Origin of the sequence: Actinotignum urinale DSM 15805 (genome assembly GCF_000420445.1) — a bacterium.
GTDB classification, from domain to species: Bacteria; Actinomycetota; Actinomycetes; order Actinomycetales; family Actinomycetaceae; genus Actinotignum; species Actinotignum urinale.
Map to the genome: position 1 here is coordinate 1 of NZ_ATUY01000002.1, position 24,754 is coordinate 24,754.

Below are 24,754 nucleotides of genomic sequence, written 5' to 3' on the forward strand. Positions count from 1 at the left end.
TGAAGACTAGCGAGTTTACCCCGAAGTCTGCTGATGAGTGTGCTGAGATTACTATCCCGTTTGATGCAACTGGTTTAGAAGGTCAAAAGGTTGTCGTGTTTGAAGATGTGAAGGATGGCAACGATATTGTTTCTGTCCACCACGATATTAAAGACACTGAACAGACCGTAACAGTTGAAGGTAAACCCACTCCGCCACCCCTTGCTCATACGGGCGTGACGGGTGTTGTTGCGGGTATCGCTACTGCTGGTGGTTTGTTTGGTGCGGGCGTGGCGTTGAAAGCACGTTCGCGTCGTAAAACAACCGATGATGTGGCAGAATACGATACTGCCGTAGTCGTTAAAGACTAGGTTGGTTTTGAGTGTGCGTGGGAGGTCCGCATGTTTCCTCCTCATAGTTTGGTTGCCTGTCACAACTAAAGGGATGGGATCTCCCGCGCCTAAATCTTCCGAACCCGCGCCAATAAGCCATTTTCTGGTATAATTGCAGGCAGGATGAAAGGGTTAGGGATGGAAATATTCGACATTGCCCAACGCTGGTCACAACTATTTGAAGGTCTTACACTCACTCAAAAGCAGAATGTTCTGAACGTTCTCGCTTCGTCCTGGCATGAGGGCTGGGAACCTAATTATGATGATGTAAAAAATCTTATTGATTATGCACAAGGGACTATTAGTGAGATGGAATATGATGCTCGTTGTGATGAACGTCTAGGTCTTGTCTATCAATAAGATGAATGAACAGATAACCAATTGGTATAGCTATTTTTATCCTGAAACTATAGATGAAGCTGGGAATGGCGTTTTAAGAAATATTCCAAATATTAAAGACGGTGACATATTAAAAGAATATGAGTATAAACGGACGCACAAACGACAATTACAGCTACTCACTCGGCGTGACATTATCCCTCAAACGTTTGATCTTGAGCATTTGAAGGCTATTCATGCATATCTTTTTCAAGATGTGTATGAATGGGCTGGGAAGTTGCGCAAGGTTGATATATATAAGAAATTCTCATCCTTCGCGTCTTTAACGGGGTATCGTCCTGAAATATATATGGGTGATGTGCATAAAATTATCACGTCAACTCCGTGGAAAAACTTGGATACCACTGCCATTGCAGAAACACTTGCCATTATCTTTGCCTATGTGAATCAAGCACACCCGTTTCGTGAAGGAAATGGGCGCGCTTCTAAAATTTTTATGTTAGACGTGGCTTATTGCGCAGGCATGACATTGGATTATAGTCTCATAAATAAAGCGGAATGGAATAATGCCAGTATGCTTTCGGGTCCAGACTTAGGTTCTTATCCACCTGTGCCAGATAGTCTTTATCCTATTTTCAAAACCATTCTCAAACCTTTGCCTTATCACGTTTTAACACCTGATGATGTGAAAAATACATTGAACGAAAAACTTGGAGGGATTAGGGAACGTAATTCAACCCTGAAAAATCCATCTGTTAATCTTGATCGTAAGCACGGCAATATGCTTTAGGTATTTTATTGTGTTTATATCCATTTGCTAAATTACGTATGCTTTGCCATCAAAATAGCGTGCTTTACGATTCGATATTCCATAACCATAAACGCTCGCCCCGTAAATGTTCCCACTTTTGTAATAATTTCTTTCAAAACAAAGTAACGTTTCCAACCATCCGTTAAGGTAGTAGCGTATTTTCCCGGTTTTGGGATTCTTCCACTCTGTCATCCACATAATTTCCTCTTTTTCTAGTGATTGGTAAGTAAGGGTGTGGCTTTGCGTGGACGCAAGCCACACCCTTTACCTTGATTTTAATAGCCCTGGCAGTACCGGAACTACTGGAAGTAATGGAGGTACTGGGACTACTGGCAGTGTTGTAAGTCCTGTAAGTGCCGGTACTTGGGGAAAAATATATATAGCTGGTAGGCTAAATAAACATAAGCCTGTAAAGCGAAGGTCGTCAGTTCGAGTCTGACAAGGGGCTCAGGAAGAAAAGCCCGGTATCTCAACGAAAACGAGATATCGGGCTTGTTTTATTTAATTAATGTAAAGATTTGCGGTAAACCAATAGGTAAGCCAAAGAAAATTTAAATTTTTTTGCACAACTCTCATCACAACTCATCGCAAAAAGCTTCCCACATACTTACCAATGTGGGAAGTGAGTGGGAAGTTAATTGGTGAGTTAGTTATTTCTTGTCCGTCCTAGCTCCTCTGCCTGGGCGGTGTTTGTTCCATTCGTCTATTGTTTCGGGTAGCCATCCGCGCACGGCGCGGGTATGCGGGGAAAAATGTTCAACATTTACTTGGTAGGCGTACCCCGCGGGCAATTTTTGAAGCGTGTCGAAATGGGGGATGGACGAGGGAAGCTTATTTGCGTCATCTTGTGAGTCATGGATATATTCTTCCGGCTGGTCAGGTTCCTGGCGGGAGTATTCGCGGGAACAAGTTTGGGTATGGCCAGTTTGGTAAGGGCGGGAAGGCTCGGACGGCTTCGGATACTGTTGTGAAAGCTTTACGGGCGGGTAGCCGGGATGGTTTGACTCGTGAAGAGTTCCGGTATGTTGCGACCGTGCGTGAACGTAGGTTTTTGGATGCGGCAAGGGATTATGAGGAGGCGTTGCGGGGAAAGAATCCGTATGCTTCTGGCCGGGCGTGGGAACGCGCGAGAGAGCAGGGTATCCAGAAAGGACGCCAGTGGGCACAGCTTGAGCCGTTAACAAAAGATGATGTGAAGTGGGCGGAAACGAATTATCGTCTTGAGCTTAGGCGTTATTTGGCTCCGTGGTCGGGTAAAGATTTCCAGTTGCGTGCGAGGTTCCCGGAGTTGTTTACGCTGGGACCTGGGAGGCTTCCGAAGAAACGGGTGTCTAGCGGTGCTGGCGTGGTTTCTGCTGTGAAAGGTAAGACGTCTGGGAAAAAGACGACAGGGAGTAAGACTACGGGCAGTAAGGTTGGCGTGAAACAAAAGCCTGGCGTGCCTGTCCTTGCGACTGTCGGAGCCGGCGGGAAACCACCACGAAAACCACCGGTGAAAGGTGTAGGTGGTGTTTTTGACCCGGGTGATAATCCTAAGCGCAGTAGATACGGTAAGAAATATAATGTACCGCCGGAAAATGGGTGGAAAGATGTTATCGATTTTAGTTCGGTGTTACCGGATGAAAAGCTAAGCAACGACATGTCCATTATCGAGAAAGTATTCTATGGAATCCGCGATAGTGAAGGAAATGTTATTGCGGGAGGTCACGGGTTCGGGATTGAAGTGAAAAAGAAAAGCAGACATACGGCTTTTCGAGAGAGGTGGACAATTGATGATGCGAGAGAGGCGTATCTTTACACGTTGAATCACGGACACATGTACGCGAAGAGTGGTACACGTATAACGATGCGAGCCCGATATAAAGGAGAAGAATTTGTTCTTCGATATGATTTAGGGATTCCGCATCCTCCACGGTCTGTCAAATTTTATCCACGCGATGAAAGATAGGTTGCTATAATTTTTATAGAAACGAGGTTTATGATGGACGAATACGCTAATTATTGGGAGAGGAAAAAGAAGTACTTCTCTCCACCTGTCCAGGAGCTTATTCAGTACTGGTTTGACAAAACGACAAATCGTAGAGATATTGAAGTTATTGTTTCGTCACCTGAGGATTTCCATTCTGTTGGTTGTGTGCTTAATTTTGCTCTCGGGGACGAGATGGTTATCCCCAAGGAAATGATTTTCGCAGCCATTGCCTCTATTGAGGATGAGCCTTTAGACGATGACCTCCCTGTGGCTGACATTACAGAATATATGCAAGAAATATATGGCGAGACTGTGAATTTCAGCCAATTTTAAATAATAAAAAGTTTTAATACCCTCACTGGTTTTCCGTGGGGGTATTTTTATACCCAATTTTAGTGAAAGGAAACCAATATATGTTCACATGTAAGCCGTGGTTACGGTTCGCCGATAGTGGGGCAGGTGAAGGGGGCGGAACCACCCCGCCTGTACCTGCTGAGACTGTTTCTAAAGCCGATTATGATGCTCTCCAAGCTAAATACGCACAGCTTGAACAGTCCACAAACTTAGCGCTCGAGGTGGCAAACGGCAAAGTGAAAGAGTTTGAGACCGCTAACGCTACCGCACAGCTTGATATAGAACGCTACAAGATAGCAATGAGCCAGGGACTCGCCGAATATAACTATCTCGCCGACGGGCCACCCGCTACATGGCTGACGTTCCAAACCATGGTTGTTGTGCGCTCTGGCCCAGGGGTTCCTCCTGCACGGATGGGGCGGGTAGCCCGCCAGACCTCTGAGCGGATAAAAATCGCGTTGTTTGCGGGCGAAGCGAAAATCCCCGTCTCCTCGCTCGGTGTTGGTTTGTCGCAGGCTAATCCGACATCGGCGAAATCCTATATTGCGTCCCGTGAGGATTTGATTACTGAAGCGGAGGATACGGCGCGGGCGTGGAGCGCGTCGAAAGCGCGCACGATTCAACGCGCCTGGCAGATAGCAAACATTTCGGTCGAGCCTGGTAGCGGGCTTCAAGTTTTACCGGCGTTACCAGAGGAACTGAAAACGGTCGTTCCCGTATGGCGTGACCCGCGCTTTACATCACGGTCACAATCAGCCGATGCCACAATGAAGCTAGTTACCGCGTTCCCGTGGATGGCAGACTCTGACACGGCGTTAGAATTGCTTGGTTTTGACGAGTTGACTACTTGCAGGCTGAAGAGTGAAAAACGTCGGTTGAAAGCTCGAAGCCTTATTGAACAGCTCGCCAGCCAGCCAACAGCAGAGCCGAGTGTGGAGGTGAGTGATGAGCGCAATCGCTTACTCGTATCAGTCGATTCGTCTCTATGAGAATGCGCGGGATTCCCTCGTGGGTAAAGCGCCGGAGGAGTTCGACGAGATATATAAAAAAGTGGCGTTCATGGATTTTCGCGACATGCGTCGCATCCTAGCGGTGGCATACCCGGCATGGATAGAAAAATATGGCCTGGCGCATGCAGGTGTGACGGCTGAATTTTTTGAGAAAACCACGGGGCTTGCAGCAGCAACCACGGACGTTGAGAATTTTGAAAATTCTCCAATTGATGCGTCGTTCAGATGGTCATTCGGGGGAGATAAACGAAAACTTGCCATCGATAAAGACCGATTCATGAAAGAAATCGAAGAGTCGAGGGCGCGATGGGAAGCAGATAAAATAAAAAGAAAGCTCAAAGCCACCGGCGAAAAATACATCCTTAACGCGGGGCGCGAAACTATACGGAAGAACGTCGATAAATATGAAGGCGTGAAATACATGCGTATGGTCAGCGGGAAGAAAACATGCGATTGGTGCCTAATGGTGGCAAACCGAGGGGTTTGTACGGCACGAAGCAGGACGCTGGGGGGCGGATAAATACAAGTTTCACGATAACTGCCACTGTACCGTTGTAGCCGTCCCGTCCAACGAATATGAGAAGTACAAGAAAATTGCTAGGGAGCGTATTAAGGGCTCGGAAAAGGCTAATACGCGTGCGCGGGAAGAATCAGCACAACGAGGACGCGGAAGACCACGGAAAAACAAGCCGTTATATTTTTACGCCTGCATTAGCGCTTTTTGAGATTCCAGCATGTACTCATAGTCTTCAGTATCAATCTCGCTTCTCAACGAAATAAAATCGTCCATTAAATCAGAAGGAAGTTTTTGGTGGAAACCTGTAATAATATCTACGGCAACTGTCATGTTAGCCCCATCATTCTCCCACAATTCGCGCAAAGTTCTGCCCTGCGAGGCGGGGATATGGGGATTATTCTCAATAAACCTCAACATTCGTTGAAAAAGTTCTACATATTCCACCGGTTTCACCTCCCAATCTTATAAAATGATACGACTCTTACAACGTTTGCCCTTTTGCCCAGGACAAGACGGTACGGCTTTCCGTCGAGAATAACATCTGATTCTTTTCAGCAAGCATATCGTCTTTATCTGTAGCGGTAATTACCTTTTCAGCATTTCTGCAACATCTTTAGGAGTTTCTCCCTTGCCAAATGGGGTAACTTCCTTGCCAGGTTTCGAATTAATCCATTCGTAACCGGCCAAATGTCCACCCCCGCGCTTGTCACCATAAAGAATGTGATTCCATTCTTTAGCCCTCAATTTGGGAAAATCTTTAGGTCAGTCCAGCAGCGGTTTTGCCCACTGCTTGGGTGGCACCAAGTAGCCGGACACGTCAACACCCCTCGTTTTATGCTCGTCTCGCAATTCCTTAACGGATTGGCGATATTTTTGGTAAACATCGTACTTATTGGGAAGAATTGAAATCGGGAAAACTGGCAGGACGTAAGGGTAGCGTGTCAGGGAGTCCTGAATGGGAGCACGAAAAAAGGACGGCGGAAAAACTTGCAAAACATGGTTTAGATTTTAGTTTTAACCAGTTGAAGTACGGGGAAGGTGTTAAAAATCCAGATGTCAAAATATTCGGTGAAGTTTGGGAATTTAAATCACCGAAGGGGAGTAGTGAGAAAAGCACGATTGATAGTCAATTTAAACGTGGGAAAAAACAAGCATCTCGCCTTGTTATCGATTTAGAAAGATGCGGATTGCCTGATGAACTGGCTGTGTCTCAGATTGAGCGCCGTTTTTACGGCGGAACGAAACTTGAAAAGATCATTGTTATAGATAAAAAGGTAATTTACATAAACATGACCGGTTAGATAGAATGTAGGTGAGACGGGGGTAGCCCCCCCCCAGAGTTTACTCTCGGGTAGCCTTACCGTCTCAATATATTTTAAATGCATATAAAAGTTTTGAGCCCTTTGACCGTTATGGTTGGGGGCTTTTTTCATACCCGAAAAGGGTTAAATAACCTATGTGATGGAGGGATGCCGAAATGGCGGAAAACCAGGAAACAGCAGGCGCGGGCTTGAGATTACGAACCCGTGGGATCCGATGGATAATAGTTCTGCTCAGGCGTCGTTTCATGCCACAACCGGGGATATTTACAGGTTTTACCGTAAACCTCCTGCCGAGTGGGATTGGCAAAAGAAAACTGATCGGCGGAAAATCCTTGCCTTCGTGTATGAGGGTTCTCCGTGGGTGAATCTTGATTCTGTGTGGGGTGAGATGGAAGAACTTATGGTCAGTGATCCGACGAAAGCACGCAGGTTTTTCTTAAACCAGCTTGTTCAAGGCCAGGGCTCTTATATGAGTGAACGGTTGTGGGATGCGACAATGCAGGTACGTGTGGTTGAGCCGGGCAGTCTTTGTGAAAACCCTGGTGCGAAAAATGGTTGCGACGGGTGGCGCATTAACGGATTTCACCACTAAACAACGCATTTTGCCCGATTTCAAAAAGATTTTTAATGTGGACAGCGACCTAGGCTTCGCCATGCCCTTCGGCGCTTTGCAGGGCGCAATTTTCGTTTGCCATATTATGCGTTTTCCGCATACTGCCGAACTTTCTACCGAGGAATTCGTGGACTACCTTGTCCCTGTTCTGGAACATTACATCCACTTAGAGGACAAGCCCGAGAATGACGAGATCAAGGGGTGAAAAGCACGCCTGAGAGCGAGAGCTAAAGATGCGAACTCTAAAATGTTTAAGCACTATGCGACTTTTGAAGGTTGTGCTTGTGAGGTAGGCGGATTCTTGTTCGGTTACAGCGTTTGATGGGGTGTTTGTGTACGGGGGAGGGGTGCGTGATACGAAAACTATTGAAAATATTTCCGGTGCGTGGGCATGTGTGTGGCAAGAAAACTAAAGTCCGAGTGCTTGGGCGTACCCGGTGCGTGAGAATATGCGCAGTGTTGCCCTAAGTGCGAATTACGCTTCAATATCCCGCACGAGAATCCAATCGGTTTGCGGATCGTTCCCGACGGGATAGGGATGTTCGCTATGGTAAACAAAGCCCATGCTTCGGTAAAACGCTTTTGCCGGTTCGTTATGCTCCCACACTCCCAGCCACGCCCTGGTAATCCCCATTTGTCGAGCGATGCCCATCGAAAACTCAATAAGCGCGGTTCCCAAACCCATGTGTTTCGCATCGGGACGCACATAAATACGTTCAATTTCGAGCGCGTCCGGGTCCACCGGCTCCGTTTGTGCCTCGCCGACGTTAATTTTCAGGTAGGCCGCGGGCAACGTGTTTTCGTCGTCGTGAAATTCGAGGAAGAAAAACGCGGAATTCGGATTCGATAATTCTCGACGTAATTTCTCGCTTGCGTAAGTGGTTGTGAGGTGTGTTTCTAAATCTTGTGGGGGCGTGAACGGGGCGAATGTGTCGGAAAACGTGAGGCGACTAATGCCTTGGAGGGCGCGCAGGTCGCGGGCCGTGCAGGGACGAATTGTGTAGGTTTCGGTAAATTGTTCAGCTTGAGAAAACACTCTTGAAGTTTCGCACATGTAGCTTGTGAAAACAAAGGAATGCTCACTTTTGGGACTTTTATCCGAGGATAGCGGTTTATGTAACAGGTCGTTGGATTTTAGTGGTATTTTTAGTAGCCGACATTTACGCTCATACCCGCTCCCGGTGCTCCCGCTGGTCCTGGAGCGAAGTCGAAAGAATTCCCCATTAAGGTGAAAGGCATTATGGACTACAGTTCGGACAAGCCAACCGTTACGGTGACGCTGGAACGAGACTAGCTACATGAGACTTTCTTCCTAGAAGTCGCTCATCGTGGCGTCACATCAAAAAACCGCGTAAAATGGTATGGTAGTTTCGATGGGCGACTATAAGGGAGAACAAGCCATAATGAATTTTGCTTACACAATTGCAGGCTCTGAAGCCACGGGCGGTGCCGGTTTCCAGGTCGATATTAAAACCTTCCAGAAGCTTGGCGTCTATGGTTCCGGTGCACTCACATGTATCGTTTCCTTTGATCCGAACAACAATTGGGGGCACAAACTTTTCCCTGTCCCCGTCGATGTTCTTCGCGACCAATTAGCTGCCGCCCTCGGAGCACAAGATATTCGTACGGCGAAAATCGGCATGCTTGGCTCGCCCGCAACAATTGATGTCGTGTCGGAAACGCTACGTTCCCAGGAGTGGGACAATATCGTCGTCGATCCGGTACTTATTTGTAAGGGGCAGGAACCGGGGCAGGCGCTCGACACGGATACCGCTCTTCGGGAAAAGATTTTGCCTTTGGCGACGGTAACGACCCCGAATAATTTTGAGGCGCGCACATTGTCCGGCATGGAATCTTTGGAAACCGTGGAAGATTTAGTGAGCGCAGCGCAGAAAATTGCGGAGCTTGGGCCGAAAGCAGTTGTTGTTAAAGGTGGCATTGATTTTCCGGGGAAGGACGCGGTAGATGTTCTCTGGGACGGCGAAAACGCCTATGTTTTCCGCGCGCCCAAGGTTGGTAACGAGCGTGTTTCCGGAGCCGGATGCACGCTGGCCGCGGCGATTACCGCAGAGCTGGCAAAGGGTGCAACGGTGAAGGACGCAGTTGCGGTTGCCAAAGACATGGTGACGGCAGGTATTGATGCACGAGTAAGTGCCAAAACACCATTCGATACGGTGTGGCAGGGAGCTTACACGGGTCAAGGAAACCCGAAGGTCAGCGTCGAAGAATTCCGAGGATAGTTCCTCTCATAAAGGCCCCGGTGTCGTAACGGATGCCGGGGCCTTGTGTATGCCAAAAATTCGCGTACCCGCTTAATCGCAACCGCTACTCAACGCACCAAGGGGACAACGCGCAACGGGAATGCGCTCTATCGTCGTCGAATATTACGCTACGAGGGCGAGAAGCAAAAAAGGGGACGCGTGGAAAGGGAGTGAGGAAAAAGAGTGCGGAAAGGGAGTGTGAAAAAGGTCGGTGCGTATAACGCAACGGTAAAAGTGGAACGAGTTTGCGCAGGCGCCCATTCACATATAAACTTTCCCTATCGCGTCAAACGAGGATACTCAAAAGACGAATAGCTAAACGACGAATAATCGCATGTGAAAGGAGCTGGCATGGTTCACGTACTGTTCGCAACAGTCGACGCTAACAAGGCGATGCCGAACATGCCGATGATGCTCCGCGTACTACCCATGCGAATGCTGGGCTAGCGCAGATTTCAAGCCCTTCTTTCTGCCTCCCAAGCGAAAATTGCACGCAAAAGAAATATATCTGCGCTGGTAGCGTTTCAACCTGCCGAAGCTGGAACCGTTACATTTCGCGTCCGTTGTTCCAGTACGTAAAGCCTTTGAGCACCACAGGAGTCATTTCAACTAATATCCACTATGAGCGCGGAACCCGATTCCGCCACCTTTATTAAGGAGATAACATGACCAACATTCGTACAACGCACGTCGGCTCCCTACCGCGCCCCGCAGGCTTGCTTGAAGATAATGCGCGCCACGCCCGCGGCGAGCTGAGCGATGCGCAGTTTGCGCAGAAGCTGGACGCCTATATTGCTGAGGTCGTCAAGAAGCAACACGATATCGGACTCGATATTATTAACGACGGCGAATACGGCCATATTATGACGGAAGCTGTGGATTACGGTGCCTGGTGGTGGTACTCCTTCCAGCGTTTGGGTGGCTTGGAATTTACGGACACGGATCTGCATGCGGGCGAAACAACAGGTGGCGGGGCCGTCGAGCTGACAAGTTTCGATAACCGCCGCGATTGGCAAAAATTCCGTGATGCTTACACGGATCCGGATTCGGGCATTCACCAGGCGAAGCGCCAGGAAGTAAAAATGCCGACGATTACCTCCGAGCTTACGTATATTGGGCACGAACAAACCAAGCGCGATATTGATTTAACGTTGAAGGCATTGCGCGCAAACGGTTTGGATGCGAAGGACGGATTTATTGCTGCGTTGGCACCCGCTTCCGCTTCCCGACTCACCAATAATTTCTACGAAACCGACGACGATATTCTTTTCGCGGCAGCCAAGGCGCTTCGTGAAGAATACAAGCTGATTACGGACGCGGGGCTTACCGTCCAGCTGGATGACCCGGCGCTGTGCGAGGCCTGGGATCAGGTGAATCCCGAGCCGCCGCTCGATAAGTATCGCGAATGGGTGGAGCGCCGCATTGAGGCGATTAATTTCGCCATTGAAGGCATTGATCCTTCCCTCGTTCGCCTCCATGTGTGCTGGGGTTCCTGGCATGGGCCACATACCACGGATATTCCGTTCAAAGATATTGTGGATATTGTGCTCAAGGTTAAGGCGCAGGGGATTACGTTTGAAGCTGCCAATGCGCGTCACGCACATGAATGGGCGATTTGGAAGGACGTGAAGCTCCCTGAAGATAAGGTTCTTATCCCCGGTGTTGTTTCCCATTCTACGAATGTGGTGGAACATCCCGAGCTTGTCGCGCAACGCATCAAAAACTTTACGGATCTTGTTGGGCGCGACCGCGTTATTGCCTCCACGGATTGTGGTTTGGGTGGGCGTATTTATCCGTCGATTGCGTGGGCAAAGTTGGAGGCTCTCGCCGAGGGTACGCGCATTGTTAATAAGTAAAGTGCGTAGCGTTAGTGGGTGCGTTGTGCGTAGCAGTACGTAAAGCGTGCAGTGTTAGTAGGTACGACGAGAACTATATTCGTCGTCCTGAAATAGTGGTGGCAGAACTGTAGATGGGTTCTGGCCACCACTATTTTGTTACGTAAGCGCGGCTAATAACGCCGTGAATGTTATAAATCCCTGTTTTGGCTAGTAAATACAATCCCAAACGGGTCCAATATGCCACACGTTTTGACACTTATCCACTGCTTTGCGAAACGGAGGGTTATAAGGCGAAAGTGGAGGAGTTTCGCAGGATTTTCGTCGTCGAAAAATAGTTATCCCAAAATGTGCGCACCTCTACATCCACTTTATAAGACACAAAAAATCTAAGTGTGACCTTGCGCCAAGACCGTAAAAAAAGAGTGAATTTCCCTAGAAACTCACGTAAATTAGTACGCGGTGGATAAAGTAAAGGGGCTGGACAGCAAGCTCCTTCCCAACAGTCCCACCTATAGAGAAAGCGGAATAATGACCTCTCAAAAAAGTCACAGCAGCGAATCAGTTGCCGTAACCCCCGCACCGGTGCCCACCGATTCTGTGGATGCTATGATTGACACTTTGGCCAGTCGGGCCTTTGTCGCATTAGAAAAATTCGATTCCTATGATCAGGAAAAGATTACAGCCATTGTTCATGCCATGGCTCTTGCTGGCGTCGATAAGCATATGCCTTTAGCGAAGGCGGCAGTCGAGGAAACAGGGCGCGGTCTTTATGAAGACAAGTGCATTAAAAATCTATTCTCAACCGAATATATTTGGAATTCCATTAAATATGATCGTACGGTTGGCGTCATTAAAGAAGATAAGCAGAATGGAATTGTAGAAATTGCTGAACCCGTTGGCGTGGTTGCGGGCGTTACCCCGGTTACGAACCCCACCTCAACAACAATGTTCAAGTGCATCATTTCAATTATGACGCGCAACCCCATCATTTTCGCATTCCATCCTGGCGCGCAGAAGTCCTCTGCCATGGCGGCGCAAGTGATGTACGATGCCGCAATTGAAGCTGGAGCTCCGGAACACTGCATTCAGTGGATTGAAAAGCCCTCGATGGACGCCACCACGGCATTGCTCAACCATCCGGCAATTTCACTGACACTCGCAACTGGCGGTGGCGCAATGGTTCACTCGGCTTACTCCACAGGAAAGCCGGCACTCGGCGTTGGCCCCGGAAACGCTCCGGTTCTTATTCACAAGAGTGCAAAAATTAAGCGCACAGTCAACGATTTGATTCTCTCCAAGACCTTCGATAACGGCATGATTTGCGCATCCGAACAGGGGCTCGTCATTGACGAAACCATCAAGGATGAACTGTTCGAAGAATTCGTCCGCATGGGTTGCTACGTTGTCACCCCGGAAGAAAAGCAAAAGCTCAAGGACTTCATGGTGACCGAGAAGGGTGGCATTGCTCCCTTCGTCGTCGGTATGAATGCGGATCGTATTGCTGAAGGTGCTGGTCTTGATTTGCCTCTCGGCACCAAGATTCTCCTTGTTGAAATGGAAAGTATTGGCGCAGATGAGCCGTTCTCGCGTGAAAAACTCTGCCCGGTTCTCGGCTACACCACCTACGCCACTGAAGAAGAGGGCTTGGAAAAGTCCGAAGCAATGTTGCGTTTCGGGGGTATGGGACACACCGCGGTTGTTCACGCCGAAGATAAAGAAATCCGTCGCGAATTTGGTTTGCGTATGAAGGCCTGCCGTATTATCTCCAACGCACCTTCCGCGCTTGGTGGTATTGGCGATGTTTACAACGGTCTTGTTCCCTCCCTTACCCTCGGTTGCGGTTCCTACGGCCGTAACTCCGTGTCCCACAACGTGAGCGCCACGGATCTTATTAACGTCAAGCGCATTGCAGAGAGGCGCAACAATATGCAGTGGTTCAAGGTCCCGCCGAAAACTTACTTCGAGCGTTACTCCACCCAGTACCTGCAGAAGATGCCACGAATTTCCCGCGTCTTTATCGTTACAGATCCCGGCATGGTGATGAACGGTTATGTGGATGTTCTTATCGATCATTTGAAGAAGCGTCGTGACGATGTGGCATGGAATATTTTCCAGGATGTCGAACCCAACCCCACATCAACCACCGTGTTCCGTGGTGCAACACTGATGGGCGAATTCCAGCCCGACTGCATTATCGCCCTCGGTGGCGGTTCCGCAATGGATGCGGCCAAGGCAATGTGGCTCTTCTACGAGCACCCCGAATCCAGCTACTTCGGCATGAAGCAGAAGTTCATGGATATCCGCAAGCGTACATATCGCTTCCCGAAGCTCGGACAGAAAGCACAGTTTGTTGCTATTCCGACGACTTCCGGTACAGGTTCCGAATGTACGCCGTTCGCAGTTATTACCGATGCGGAAACGCACGTGAAGTATCCGTTCGCTGATTACGCGATTACCCCGGATGTCGCTATTGTGGACGCACAGTTCGTGGATACCGTTCCGCGCCGCACCGCAGCTGATTCCGGTATGGATGCTTTGACACACGCTATCGAATCCTATGTTTCGACGATGGCCTCGGATTACACACGTGGCTTGTCCATCCGCGCAGCTCAAATGATTTTCCAGAACTTGCGCAAGTCCGTTTTGGAAAACGATAGTGAAGCGAAAGAAAAGATGCACAACGCGTCGGCTTTGGCTGGTATGGCATTCGCGAACGCCTTCCTCGGCATTGTTCACTCTCTTTCCCATAAGATTGGTGGAGAATTCGACATTGCCCACGGCCGCACCAACGCCATTATGTTGCCGCACGTTATTCGTTACAACGCAACAAAGCCGTACAAGCACTCCATCTTCCCGGCATACGAGCACTATCATGCAGATGAAGATCTGGCTGATTTCGCACGCTTCATGGGCTTCCCCGCCTCCACAACAGAAGAAGGCGTCCAGTCCCTTATTGATGAAGTAACGAAACTCGCCGAAGATCTCGGAATTGAGATGAGCCTTAAGGCGAACGGTGTCACCAAAGAAATGCTCGACGAAAAGATCGACATTTTGGCAGACCGCGCACTTGAAGATCAGTGCACCCCGGCAAACCCGAAGGCGCCACTGGTGAGCGAACTCAAGACGCTTATCCTCGATGCCTTCGAAGGCCCGGTTGGCTACACTGCATCCCAAAAAGATAAGGTGACGGCCCCGAAGAAAACCGCGAAAGGTGAACGCCCGGCGAAAAGGTGAAGGAAGGTTCAGTTCCTTCAGCTTCCCAGGCTCACACCGATGCTCAGGTTGAAATCCAGGATACAGGCGCTGAACAGGCCGAACTGGATGATTAAAGATTTGAGCAAATAGCTCATCGCCAATTTTGGTGATTGTGAGGGCGGGTGTTGTGGACTCCATCGAGAGGATCCACAACACCCGCCCTCATATTATGGGGCTGTAAAGCGCAGCGGGATTACCTCCTCGTCTTTGTCGGCGTGGAAACGTGTGGTGGTTTGTGAAGTGTAGCGTGAATTGCCACAGTGAACGCTCATGGTATATAACCGTGGCGGGTTTCTGTGTCGCCCCGAATCTCTGTGTACGTGTTGACTTCCGTGCCGTGGTGAACCTCTGTGCATCGCGCCCAACAGTGAGAAATTCTCCGGAACGTGCCCGGCTTAACAGCCCGAAGTACTTTCGGGGAATTTTTATGTGTATTACAGTAAGTAGCCGTGCTTCCCTGTAGGTAGAACATTGCGTGCGAGGCGTATTCGGGTGTCCGCGTTTCGTCAGTTTTGATACGTTGAGACGTTGGGAAATATTTTGTACGTCAAAATGTGCAAAACCTATATCGAAACTTGTGCCCTGAAAACCTTTACGCTCACGTTACGCACTCTGCGTATGTTTTACACGCAAAACTCCGGGTGTTGTTATGTGTCTACCTGTGGAAAGAAAAAATCATTTCAACCCGTGTATAGAAAACTTCGAGCAAAATGAACGCTTCTTTACGTATGCGCCAAGTCGCCCTGATTGGGATTTTCTTTATAGCTGGCATGGCTTTAGGTTCGTGGGTGACACGTATTCCCGCGGTGCGTGATATTTTGGGTGCGAATACCGCGCAGATGGGTCTTCTTTTGTCGTGCGCATCTGTCGGTTCTTTCCTTGGAATCATGCTGTCGGGTCCGATTGTTTCCCGTTGGGGAGCGCGTCGCGTTATTTCCGTCGCCTTTGCTGTCAATACTCTTGGGCTACCAATTGTTGGCCTGGGAACATTATGTGCTTATTCATGGCTCGTCGGGATGGGTTTGTTCTTTATTGGTTTTGGCGCGGCGTGTGGCGATGTCGCTATGAACGTTGAAGGTGGCCAGGTTGAACGTGAATCTGGGCATGTGTTCATGACGTATCTTCACGGCGGTTTCAGTCTGGGTAATCTTCTGGGGGCGTTGTTTGGCATGGTAGCCCAGGCAACTAACCTGAGCATTGTGATTCACCTATGTTCTATTGCCGTGATTAATGCGTTTATTTTGTTGTGGTGTGTTAAGAAAATGCCTGAACGCACCGGTTATACGGGACGCATGTTTAATCGCCGTCTCGGCTCTGCTAACCAAAAACCAGTGTGGAAGGATTGGCGCCTTCTTCTCATTGGCGTCATTGTGATTACTCTCGCGCTTTCTGAGGGAACGGCAAGTAACTGGTTGCCTCTTGTGATGGTGGACGGGCATGGTGTTACACCCACGTTCTCGACGGTTGTCTACGTGTTATTTGTTGCGTCCATGACGCTTGGTCGCTTTATTAGTGGTTTCTTCGTTGAACGTTTCGGTAGTGCTCGCGTGTTGATTGTGAGTGCACTTATTGTGGTTACTGGGATTGGTTTGATTGCTTTTGTGGATAGCTGGGTAGTTGCGACGGTTGCAGCAGCTTTATGGGGGCTAGGGGCAGCTTCCGGGTTTCCGCTCGCCCTGTCCGCAGCCGGACGTAGCGGACATAACCCAACAGCCCGCGTGGCACTTGCTTCGATTACGGGCTATTTGGCTTTCCTTTCCGGCCCGTCAATTCTGGGTTTTGCCGGGCAGGCGTGGGGTTTACGTTATGCCTTGATTATTCCGATGGTAGGCGCGTGCTTTGCCGCGATTCTTGCGCCGGTAACGAATGTTCAACACCCAGAATCGCGCGGCGAAGAATCGGCAGAGAGCTGAGTTTTACAGAAGAATATCGCGCAGGCGAACAGATAGGCAGGTGGGGCAACCTTCCAGCTTTTCAAATTCCGTTAGCGGTGTTTCCGTAACCGTATAGCCCATATCGCGAAGCATTGCCGCGGTTTTCGGCGCAGAAGCAGAAATCAAGACATGGGTTTCGCTCAACACCACGACGGCAGCCCCATGAGCTTCAGGAACGCTCACAAAACTGGGAAAAATGTGGATATTATCCACGAAGGGTTCATAACCAATTAACGTTCCATCGGGAAGTGCCGTAACGGCAGTTTTCAAATGTAGAACTTTGTTCACGGGAACCGTAACAACTTTTGCTCCCAGCGGCGTCAGGATTTTACGCAACTGCGCAATTCCCTCAGCGTTTGTGCGCCCGCCACGCCCAACATAAATAGTGTTCCCAATCTTGAGAATATCGCCACCATCAAGTGTTCCTGGCGCCTTAATTTCATTAATGCTCATGCCCAGCCCGCGAACGGTTTCGCGCGTACCCGCAGGTTCCGGTTTACGGCTATCCGCTCCAGGCCGAGAAATCACGGCAACATTTTTATACACCACAACCGTATCTTCAATGAACACGGAATCCGGGCAATCATCTGCCGGGGCGACCTCAACGGTTTCCCAACCGGCCTCATTTAAATTTTGAACGTAAGCATCCCACTGCAGATACGCCTTATCAAGATCAACAGGAACTTTCTCAATATTATCCGTAAGCCCATCGTTCAACAGGGGACTAGGGCGACGAACAAGAGCAATCTTGGACATAATCTTCCTTTCGTATCAATTTTCTTTAGTTTACCGGGTAGCTCCCGCATTATTTTTCGCTCGAACTTCGCATAATCTACATTCTTGCGACGTTCCGCGGGGTTTCGTCGTACATAGAAAAATGTGAAAGCATGGTTTTACCGGAAATTTACGACGATATCCTCACGTATCTCTCCGTTTGCGTCTTCGAGATACATTCCGTGTTCTTTAAGGCCTTCCAAACGCGAATGGCGCCGGCTCCACAGGAAATAGAAGCTCATCGCAATAACCATCCACATGCCAAAAGCCTTGAGGGTTAAGGGAGCCAATCCGTAAGTGACGTATGCGCACGTGGCGACGGACAAAATCGGCGTCACGGGATAGAACGGAACCTTGAAACCGCGCTTTAACTTAGGTGCGGTGTGTCGAAGAATCATCACGCCGATAGAGACGAGCGTGAATGCTGTGAGGGTTCCGATGGAGGTCAGCTCCGCCAGGAGCGTCAGGGGAAGGAAGCCCGCAAGAACCGCAACGCCCAGGCACACCATCCACGTGGAGGCAACCGGAATATGGGTTGTGGGGTTAATTTTGGCAAAAATTCGGGGGACGAGTCCGTCGCGCCCCATGGTGTAGAGAATGCGGGTTTGCCCGTAAAGGCAAATGAGGGTCACGGAGAAAATAGAAATAACCGCGCCAATGGCGAGAACGGTTCCGGGCCAAGTGGAACCCACAACGTTTTGGACAATTGTTGCCAGTGAGGCTTCCTGACCTTCAAATTTACTGACCTTTTGGGCGCCGAGCGCGGCTACCGTCGTCAAAAGATAAATACTGGTGACGATAAGGAGGGCGAAAATGAGGGCGCGGGGGAGAGCCTTATGCGGGTTTTTTACTTCTCCACCAGCAGTTGCGACGGCATCCAAGCCGATGTAGGAAAAGAACAGAGTTCCGGTTGCGCCAATCACGCCGGCCCATTTGAAGTCGGAGAAGTTCGCGAAATAATCCGTTTGGAATCCCGTGAAGGCGATTGCCGCAAAAATAACGAGAACGCCAAGTTTGATGAGCACCATAATCGTGTTTGCTTTCGCAGATTCCGAGGCGCCTTTGAGGAGGAGAACCATGCAGAGAATAACAAGGATAACCGCGGGAAGATTCATGACACCGCCCGCATCGGGAGCCGCGGAAAGGGCTACGGGGAACTGCCAACCAATAAGATTTTTGAGCAAAAGATTCACGTATTCAGACCACCCGACGGCGACAGCTGCCGCGGAAACGCCGTATTCGAGGAGGAGACAGGCGCCAACGGCAAAGGCTGCCAGTTCCCCGAGAGTTGCGTAGGTAAAGGAGTAGGAACTTCCCGACGACGGTATTGCGGAGGCAAGTTCCGCATAGCATACGACGGTTAACCCTGCGACAATCGCGGCGAGAATGAAGGAAATCGTGACGGCAGAACCCGCAATCGGGACGGCCTCAGAAAGAATGAAGAAAATACCTGTGCCGACGGTTCCGCCCACGCCAATCATGGTGAGCTGGAATGTTGTCATGCTTCGTTTGAGACCAAGCGCCGCATTGGGTTCGGCAAGAACTTCTTCGCCTGCTGTGCCGGCAGGGAGGCGTCTGCGAAAGAGTTGATGTGTGAAGTGTTTCGCCGTCATAATGCCTCCTAAATCGTTTACGAATAAATATTCAAGCACATGAATATGTGCGGTGAGGTGGATTTCAGAATGTGGGCGGATTTTTTGAAAAATGAGACGTTTCATACATGTTGTTGGTGTATAAATATGCGTAAGCGTTTCGTCGTATCGCGAAATGTGAGGGATATGGCGGAAAAATGCTGTATTTGTGCGCCTTGGCACAGGTAAGCTAGGAGTGTGAAAAAGAAAATCATCACTTGCTTCATGTTGCCTGCCGTGGCCCTGCTCGGTGCCTGTTCTCAGTCGCCGTCGAAAGATACCAACGATAAGGGTTTCGAATGCTCAACTCAGCAAGAGAGCAAGGGCTGTTAGCTCACGTTGGGTGAGCGGTGCTCCCGATTTTTCAACACAACACATGCTTACTTTAAGGAAGTAACAATGACTTACACATTGATTCTGCTCCGCCACGGCGAGAGTGAATGGAATGCGAAGAATCTCTTTACCGGCTGGGTGGATGTTCCCCTCTCGGAAAAGGGACGCGGTGAGGCAAAGCATGGTGGCCAGTTGCTCAAGGAAGCCAATATTCTTCCTGATCGTTTGTTCACCTCTCTTTTGCGTCGTGCAATCTCTACCGCCAATATCGCTCTTGATGAAGCTGATCGCCATTGGATTCCGGTCGAGCGTCACTGGCGTTTGAATGAACGTCATTACGGAGCTTTGCAGGGCAAGAATAAGAAGGAAATTCGCGACGAATATGGCGATGAGCAGTTCATGGCATGGCGTCGTTCCTACGATGTTCCGCCGCCCGCCATTGAGCTCGGTTCCGAATTTTCTCAGGATCAAGATCCGCGTTACGCCGGCGAGCCGATTCCGCGTAGCGAGTGCTTGAAGGACGTTCTCGGGCGTCTCTTGCCCTACTGGGAAGAAACAATTGTTCCCGCCATTAAAACCGGCGAAACCATTATGATTGCTGCACACGGAAATTCCCTGCGCGGTATCGTCAAGTATCTCGACGATATTTCGGACGACGATATTGTTGGCGTTAATATCCCAACAGGTATTCCGCTCGTGTATGAACTGGATGAGGAAACCCTCAAGCCAATCAAGAAGGGTGGAACATATCTCGATCCCGAAGCCCAGAAGAAGATTGACGAAGTGGCAAATCAAGGAAAGTAGCCTTCTCGGAAGTTCTCCTTTCTCGGTACCTTTACTTTCCTGTAAGTACGGTTCAATCCGAAGGTGAACTTCTTGATTTGTTAAGCAGGGATAGTGGTTCCTGTATCCCAACGATGCCGACCTGCGAGGGTCGGCATCGTTTTTGTTGACGTATTGGCCAGAACGTATTTGAACTCGTCCGAATGGCGGCGCGTTTATCCTAGGATAAGAGTTATGGCGCGGTGAGCTATTCGGTTACTTTGACTTACTCTTTCGCCTGGACGAAGGATTCGGCTGGTGTGCCGAGTTCGTCGCACTTATGGGCGGGAAGTTGCTCCCAACGCAGAGGGTTAATCAGGGGAACGCCGTGATGCTTGACAATCTCAACATCCACGTTATATACCTCGCTTACCATGCTGACAGTCACCACATCATTCGGTGTTCCTTGAGCATGGACCTTTCCTTCACGCAATATGACGAGGTTATCGCAGTACCGTGCCGCCATATTAATGTCGTGAATGGCAATGAGCGTAACTGCCCCAGTTTTTGCCACACGCTGACGCACAATCTCCAACAAAAACAGCTGGTGGTGCAAATCCAAGGCGGAGGTTGGTTCGTCAAGGAGCATCACGGCAGGTTGGGTAACCAGCATTTGCGCAGCCGCAACCAACTGACGTTGCCCACCAGACAACTCACCCAAATAGCGTTGCGCAATATCCTCAATATTCAACTCTGTAAAAACTTCAGCTGTTGCCCGAGCAGGGTCAGCTTGAACGTTTGAACGACGCGCAGAAATCAGAACGGTTTCAAAGGCCGTGAGGCTTGCGGAGGTCGGCAAATCCTGGGGAACATAACCAAGCCTGCGTTGAAGCGCTTTCCCGGAAAGCTCCACGCCGTCAACCAGAGCATTCACCAAACCACCACGTGCCTTATGGACACCGGCAATGGCTTTTATCGTCGTCGATTTTCCCGAAGCATTAGGACCAAGCAAACCGACCACGCCACGCAGATTCTCAAGACTCACGCCATGAACAACTTCATGTTTGCCGTAGGCAACATGTAGGTGGGTGATGTTCAATGTGGTGGGTGTCGGGGAGGAAGGGGTGTGTGTGGGGGAGGAAGGGGTGCGGGAATCATTTTTTGTGCCACGTGTGTTGGGCATATTTTTCGGCTCTTTTGAAGCGCCCGAATTCTTGTGTTCAGATGTCATGTCCACATCGCCCTCCTGCGCGTCAAAATAATTCCAAGGAAGAACGGAACGCCAACAATGGCTGTAATAATTCCGATGGGGATCGCTAAGCCCGGCTTAATCGCCAAACTAATGGCATGAGAACCGCACATCATGAGCGCGCCAGCCGCCATAGAAGCAGGCATGAAATAACGCTGATCTTCTCCTACTAACATGCGGGCAATATGCGGGCCAACAAGACCCACAAACCCAATGATTCCGGCGAAAGCAACCGTCGTTGCCGCAATAATGGACACAACAATAAGCACAAGAATGCGTAACCGAGCGACATTCACGCCCATTGCCGCGGCCCGCGCGTCCCCGAGGCGCAAAGCCGTAAGTCTCCATGAAAGTACGCAGAAAATCGGAATCGTTAGGGCAAGCACGCCCGCCATAATTGCGTTAGACATCCATGATGCTCGGGTCATGGAACCCATCGCCCAAAATACGATTTGCGAGAGGGCTTCCGTTGAAGCCGTGTATTGAATGAGCGCAAGTAACGCTTGGAAGAGGAACACTAGCGCAATGCCGAGCAAAACCATTGATTCCGCGCTCGCACCACGAAACACCGAGAACACGACGATAATGAGCGTCGCGATCATGGAAGAGACCCAGGCAATCATCGCAATATTGAGCTGCGGGCTAGGAACGAACATAATTCCCAACACAATGGAGGCTCCACCACCAAAAGCGGCGGCGGCACTAATCCCGAGGGTAAATGGTTCAGCCAGAGGATTGCCCAAAATTGTTTGCATTTGCCCACCGGCAAGAGACAGACTACAGCCAATGAGGAGCGCCATTACGGCCATGGGGAGGCGAAGGCTCCAGACCACCGTCGAAATTTTATCGTCTATGGTTCCGGGAGCAAAAATTGCGCGGAGAACATCCCCAAACCCAATATTGAGAGCACCCACGGCGACGCTCACCATGAACGCGAATAGTGCTAAGAACACCAACACACTAATAATTGCCCAGCGCCGAAGAACAATCTTGCGGTGCTGGGCAATCAGTGCCGATGCAGTTTTTTCTTGAGACATCAGCGGTAAACTTCTTGATTACTTAGCTTGCTTATCTTGCTTAGTTTCAAGAGTGTTGAAGAATGCACCGTCGCCCTTAATGGGAACCCACTTGTCGTGGGCGGAGGTCCAGACATTTTTAATATCAATGTCTTTGAATTCTTCAGGATGGAGCCATTTAGCGATCTGCAACATGGCGATATAGTTGAGCGGCGAGTTGTAGAACTGATGCCAGATAACGTGGAAGTTACCCTTCTTGGGAGCATCCAGGGTTTCGAAACCGGGCTGGGCGGCGAGTGCCGTTTTCATGGATTCCTGAGCGGTCTTTTGGTCAATGTTGTAACCGGCGGAAGCAAAGGCGGCGGGATTTCCGGCCTTGTTCTTCTTACCTGTCCAATCGCCACCCGTCACAATAATTTGATCCGGGTTCTTGGCAATCACCTGTTCTGGCGTGAGGGATCCGGATTCGCCCTTAATAAATTCATCACCAATGTTCTTGCCACCGGCCTTGTTGACAAGCTCGGAAATATTCGAGTTATTCCAGGTTCCACAGCAATCCGTAACACCGGCAGAACGCCACACGTAGACCGTCGGCTTCGTCGTTACCTTGGCGACGCGCTCTTCAATCATCTTGACGGTCTTGTTCCATTCCTTGTTGAAATCTTCGGCTTCCTTCTGCTTGCCGAAAAGCTGACCAAGGATTGTCATGGACTTGGTGGTGTTTGTTAACGGCTTTGCGCGGAAGTCGATAACAACATACTTGAGTCCCGCATTATCCATATTTTGAAGCATTCCGGACTTTTGGGCGCCTTTATATTCGTCGACGGACAAAATAATGACATCCGGCTTGTAGGACACAAGATTTTCTACCGTCACGTCTGCCTTACGGAAGCCACCAATTTCAGGGACTTCTTTAACTTTCGGCATAACCTTAATGACGTTGGTGTAGTAATCGTTGACGTTGCCCTTTAAATCGGTTCCCCAGGCAACAATTTTATCTGTGGGATTCTTGGGATTGAGGATGGAAGTTGCAAAAATACCGCGAGATTCGCCGAAAATAATGCGTTGTGGTGCCTTGTCGAATTTGACGGTGCGATCCGTCGTATCTTTAATTTCGAAAGGTCCAGTAGCTTCCTTACTTTCGGTTGTTGATGATGCAGAAGAAGTTGCAGATTTTCCGGTACCGCCACAGCCGGTGAGAACCAGCGATACGGCAGCAAAACCGGCAACAATTCCCCTTTTTAATGCTGACAGTTTCACAATGACTCCTTTAAGTGAACGAGAGAAACAATCAGTAATATATTACAGCGCGGAATCAAGTGTCACAATATCTAAAATAAGGCGAACCTTACCTCATAATTGTTTTCACACGGAAATCATTTTTTGTGCTAAAGCTTGCCACCAGCTATTTTATATTCATCGATCGAGTGGGGAAGAGTGGAGCGTGTGCATGAAGAATGCGGAAGAAAAACCGCGTCGTTAAACATAAAAGCGCGCTACTCTGGGGTGGAGTAGCGCGCTGGTAGGGAAACAACGATGTAGAAAACTATTGCCGAAATGGTGTAATGGGGTTGGTACATCCCGGTTACATCACTGATCCCATGTGATGTAGAGACTATTTATCGGATTCGAATTCCCAGTTGGATTCACCAAGAACTTCCTCTTCCGTTCCGGGCGTGGGCGGTTCAAGTTCTGCTTCCGCGCGAATACCGGTAATAAGGAAGTGCATACGGCGGGCAACGGAAACGCCATGATCGCCGAAACGCTCAAGGAAACGTCCAAGAAGAACAAGATCAACACATTCTTGACGAGTCATCTCGTTCTTTTCATCGAGAACGATCTCGAAGGACTTACGGTGGAGACGATCGAGGATTTCATCCTGTTCCTCAATCTCTTCTGCGATTTCCAAATCCTGGGTGCGAACAAGTTCTTCAACCTGGTGTCCTACACGTGAGGCTTCGTCGGCCATTGCACACAATGTTTCATAACCGGGGCCACCAACACGTTCGGGGAAACGACCACGAGAAATATACGCAACGTGGCGAGCCAAATCGCCCATACGTTCGATGGTTCCTGCGGTACGGATAGCAGTTACAACGAGACGAAGATCAGAGGCGACGGGCGCCTGGCGAACCAGGAGCGATACTGCCATGTCTTCTACTTGACGCTGAAGCTCATCAATATCGGCATCCGCATCAATCACGGATTCTGCTAATGCGAGGTTAGAATCGCGTAGGGACTCTGCCGCGCGATCCATGGCACGTGCGGCGCTACGTGCCTGCTGATGAAGCCGCTTGTTCAAAGATTTAATTTCGTTGCGGAACTCTTGGCGCATGGTGCTCCTTTATCAAATTCAACCTGGGTGGTTGCACATTCACTTTTATATCTAAACAGT

The 24,754-nt window shown here is 49.5% G+C and carries 23 protein-coding genes; 15 read left to right on the forward strand and 8 right to left on the reverse strand.

Annotated elements, in window-relative coordinates:
• The 7 genes from G445_RS09085 to G445_RS0101490 all read left to right on the forward strand — a co-directional run.
• A partial coding sequence (locus tag G445_RS09085; RefSeq protein ID WP_040430242.1) for a VaFE repeat-containing surface-anchored protein occupies positions 1–350 on the forward strand: 350 nt, incomplete at its 5' end.
• A gap of 144 nt (positions 351–494) precedes the next feature.
• On the forward strand, positions 495–731 hold the full coding sequence (locus tag G445_RS09090; protein ID WP_306718264.1) for an antitoxin VbhA family protein: 237 nt from the start codon (positions 495–497) through the stop codon (positions 729–731).
• A gap of 1 nt (position 732) precedes the next feature.
• Positions 733–1,500: a Fic/DOC family protein gene (locus G445_RS09095; protein ID WP_022865800.1), complete on the forward strand. Its 768-nt coding sequence runs from the start codon at positions 733–735 to the stop codon at positions 1,498–1,500.
• Between the two features lie 868 nt (positions 1,501–2,368).
• Positions 2,369–3,469, forward strand: a complete 1,101-nt coding sequence (locus G445_RS0101475) for a hypothetical protein (protein ID WP_022865802.1) — start codon at positions 2,369–2,371, stop codon at positions 3,467–3,469.
• Between the two features lie 30 nt (positions 3,470–3,499).
• Positions 3,500–3,823 carry a hypothetical protein gene (locus tag G445_RS0101480; RefSeq protein WP_022865803.1) on the forward strand — a complete coding sequence of 108 codons (324 nt, stop codon included), beginning with the start codon at positions 3,500–3,502 and terminating at the stop codon, positions 3,821–3,823.
• Positions 3,824–3,903: 80 nt separating this feature from the next.
• Entirely contained in the window at positions 3,904–4,833 is a 930-nt protein-coding gene (locus G445_RS0101485) for a hypothetical protein (protein WP_022865804.1), read from the forward strand.
• On the forward strand, positions 4,790–5,374 hold the full coding sequence (locus G445_RS0101490; protein WP_022865805.1) for a VG15 protein: 585 nt from the start codon (positions 4,790–4,792) through the stop codon (positions 5,372–5,374). Before G445_RS0101485 ends, G445_RS0101490 begins: the two co-directional genes overlap by 44 nt.
• 180 nt (positions 5,375–5,554) lie before the next feature.
• Here G445_RS0101490 and G445_RS0101495 read toward each other — a convergent pair whose 3' ends face one another.
• A complete protein-coding gene (locus tag G445_RS0101495) occupies positions 5,555–5,815 on the reverse strand; it encodes a hypothetical protein (RefSeq protein WP_022865806.1) in 261 nt (86 codons plus the stop codon).
• A gap of 494 nt (positions 5,816–6,309) precedes the next feature.
• On the opposite strand from G445_RS0101495, the gene G445_RS0101505 reads away from it, so the two are divergent.
• The 3 genes from G445_RS0101505 (at position 6,310) to G445_RS0101515 (ending at position 7,511) form a co-directional block, all read left to right on the forward strand.
• On the forward strand, positions 6,310–6,672 hold the full coding sequence (locus G445_RS0101505) for a CdiA C-terminal domain-containing protein (protein WP_156825515.1): 363 nt from the start codon (positions 6,310–6,312) through the stop codon (positions 6,670–6,672).
• Positions 6,673–6,829: 157 nt separating this feature from the next.
• Entirely contained in the window at positions 6,830–7,285 is a 456-nt protein-coding gene (locus tag G445_RS0101510; RefSeq protein WP_156825516.1) for a hypothetical protein, read from the forward strand.
• Positions 7,286–7,295: 10 nt separating this feature from the next.
• The gene (locus G445_RS0101515; protein WP_156825517.1) at positions 7,296–7,511 is read left to right on the forward strand and encodes a hypothetical protein; all 216 of its coding nucleotides are present in this window, start codon (positions 7,296–7,298) and stop codon (positions 7,509–7,511) included.
• A 270-nt stretch (positions 7,512–7,781) separates the two neighbouring features.
• Here G445_RS0101515 and G445_RS0101525 read toward each other — a convergent pair whose 3' ends face one another.
• Positions 7,782–8,342, reverse strand: coding sequence for a GNAT family N-acetyltransferase (locus G445_RS0101525; protein ID WP_022865811.1), 561 nt, complete (start codon positions 8,340–8,342; stop codon positions 7,782–7,784).
• 367 nt (positions 8,343–8,709) lie between these two features.
• On the opposite strand from G445_RS0101525, the gene thiD reads away from it, so the two are divergent.
• The 4 genes from thiD to G445_RS0101555 all read left to right on the forward strand — a co-directional run bounded on the left by thiD (position 8,710) and on the right by G445_RS0101555 (position 16,573).
• A complete protein-coding gene (thiD, locus tag G445_RS09100; RefSeq protein WP_211210493.1) occupies positions 8,710–9,546 on the forward strand; it encodes a bifunctional hydroxymethylpyrimidine kinase/phosphomethylpyrimidine kinase in 837 nt (278 codons plus the stop codon).
• 686 nt (positions 9,547–10,232) lie between these two features.
• Positions 10,233–11,423 carry a cobalamin-independent methionine synthase II family protein gene (locus G445_RS0101540; RefSeq protein ID WP_022865814.1) on the forward strand — a complete coding sequence of 397 codons (1,191 nt, stop codon included), beginning with the start codon at positions 10,233–10,235 and terminating at the stop codon, positions 11,421–11,423.
• A 510-nt stretch (positions 11,424–11,933) separates the two neighbouring features.
• Positions 11,934–14,639, forward strand: a complete 2,706-nt coding sequence (gene adhE / locus G445_RS09105) for a bifunctional acetaldehyde-CoA/alcohol dehydrogenase (protein WP_022865815.1) — start codon at positions 11,934–11,936, stop codon at positions 14,637–14,639.
• A gap of 731 nt (positions 14,640–15,370) precedes the next feature.
• Positions 15,371–16,573, forward strand: a complete 1,203-nt coding sequence (locus G445_RS0101555; protein WP_022865817.1) for an MFS transporter — start codon at positions 15,371–15,373, stop codon at positions 16,571–16,573.
• A gap of 3 nt (positions 16,574–16,576) precedes the next feature.
• Here the strand turns inward: G445_RS0101555 and ddaH are convergent, their stop codons facing one another.
• A complete protein-coding gene (gene ddaH, locus G445_RS0101560; protein ID WP_022865818.1) occupies positions 16,577–17,350 on the reverse strand; it encodes a dimethylargininase in 774 nt (257 codons plus the stop codon).
• Positions 17,351–17,487: 137 nt separating this feature from the next.
• The gene (locus G445_RS09110; RefSeq protein WP_022865819.1) at positions 17,488–19,086 is read right to left on the reverse strand and encodes an APC family permease; all 1,599 of its coding nucleotides are present in this window, start codon (positions 19,084–19,086) and stop codon (positions 17,488–17,490) included.
• A gap of 312 nt (positions 19,087–19,398) precedes the next feature.
• Here G445_RS09110 and G445_RS0101570 point away from each other — a divergent pair, with 312 nt between their 5' ends.
• Positions 19,399–20,136, forward strand: a complete 738-nt coding sequence (locus G445_RS0101570; protein ID WP_022865820.1) for a phosphoglyceromutase — start codon at positions 19,399–19,401, stop codon at positions 20,134–20,136.
• A gap of 244 nt (positions 20,137–20,380) precedes the next feature.
• Here the strand turns inward: G445_RS0101570 and G445_RS09115 are convergent, their stop codons facing one another.
• The 4 genes from G445_RS09115 to phoU all read right to left on the reverse strand — a co-directional run bounded on the left by G445_RS09115 (position 20,381) and on the right by phoU (position 24,694).
• Positions 20,381–21,325, reverse strand: a complete 945-nt coding sequence (locus tag G445_RS09115) for an ABC transporter ATP-binding protein (RefSeq protein ID WP_022865821.1) — start codon at positions 21,323–21,325, stop codon at positions 20,381–20,383.
• Positions 21,322–22,380 carry a FecCD family ABC transporter permease gene (locus G445_RS0101580; protein ID WP_022865822.1) on the reverse strand — a complete coding sequence of 353 codons (1,059 nt, stop codon included), beginning with the start codon at positions 22,378–22,380 and terminating at the stop codon, positions 21,322–21,324. The genes G445_RS09115 and G445_RS0101580 overlap by 4 nt, the downstream gene beginning before the upstream one ends.
• An 18-nt stretch (positions 22,381–22,398) precedes the next feature.
• Complete coding sequence (locus G445_RS0101585; protein WP_022865823.1) at positions 22,399–23,619, reverse strand: ABC transporter substrate-binding protein; 1,221 nt, start codon at positions 23,617–23,619, stop codon at positions 22,399–22,401.
• A gap of 355 nt (positions 23,620–23,974) precedes the next feature.
• Positions 23,975–24,694, reverse strand: coding sequence for a phosphate signaling complex protein PhoU (gene phoU, locus G445_RS0101590; RefSeq protein ID WP_022865824.1), 720 nt, complete (start codon positions 24,692–24,694; stop codon positions 23,975–23,977).
• Positions 24,695–24,754 lie beyond the last annotated feature (60 nt).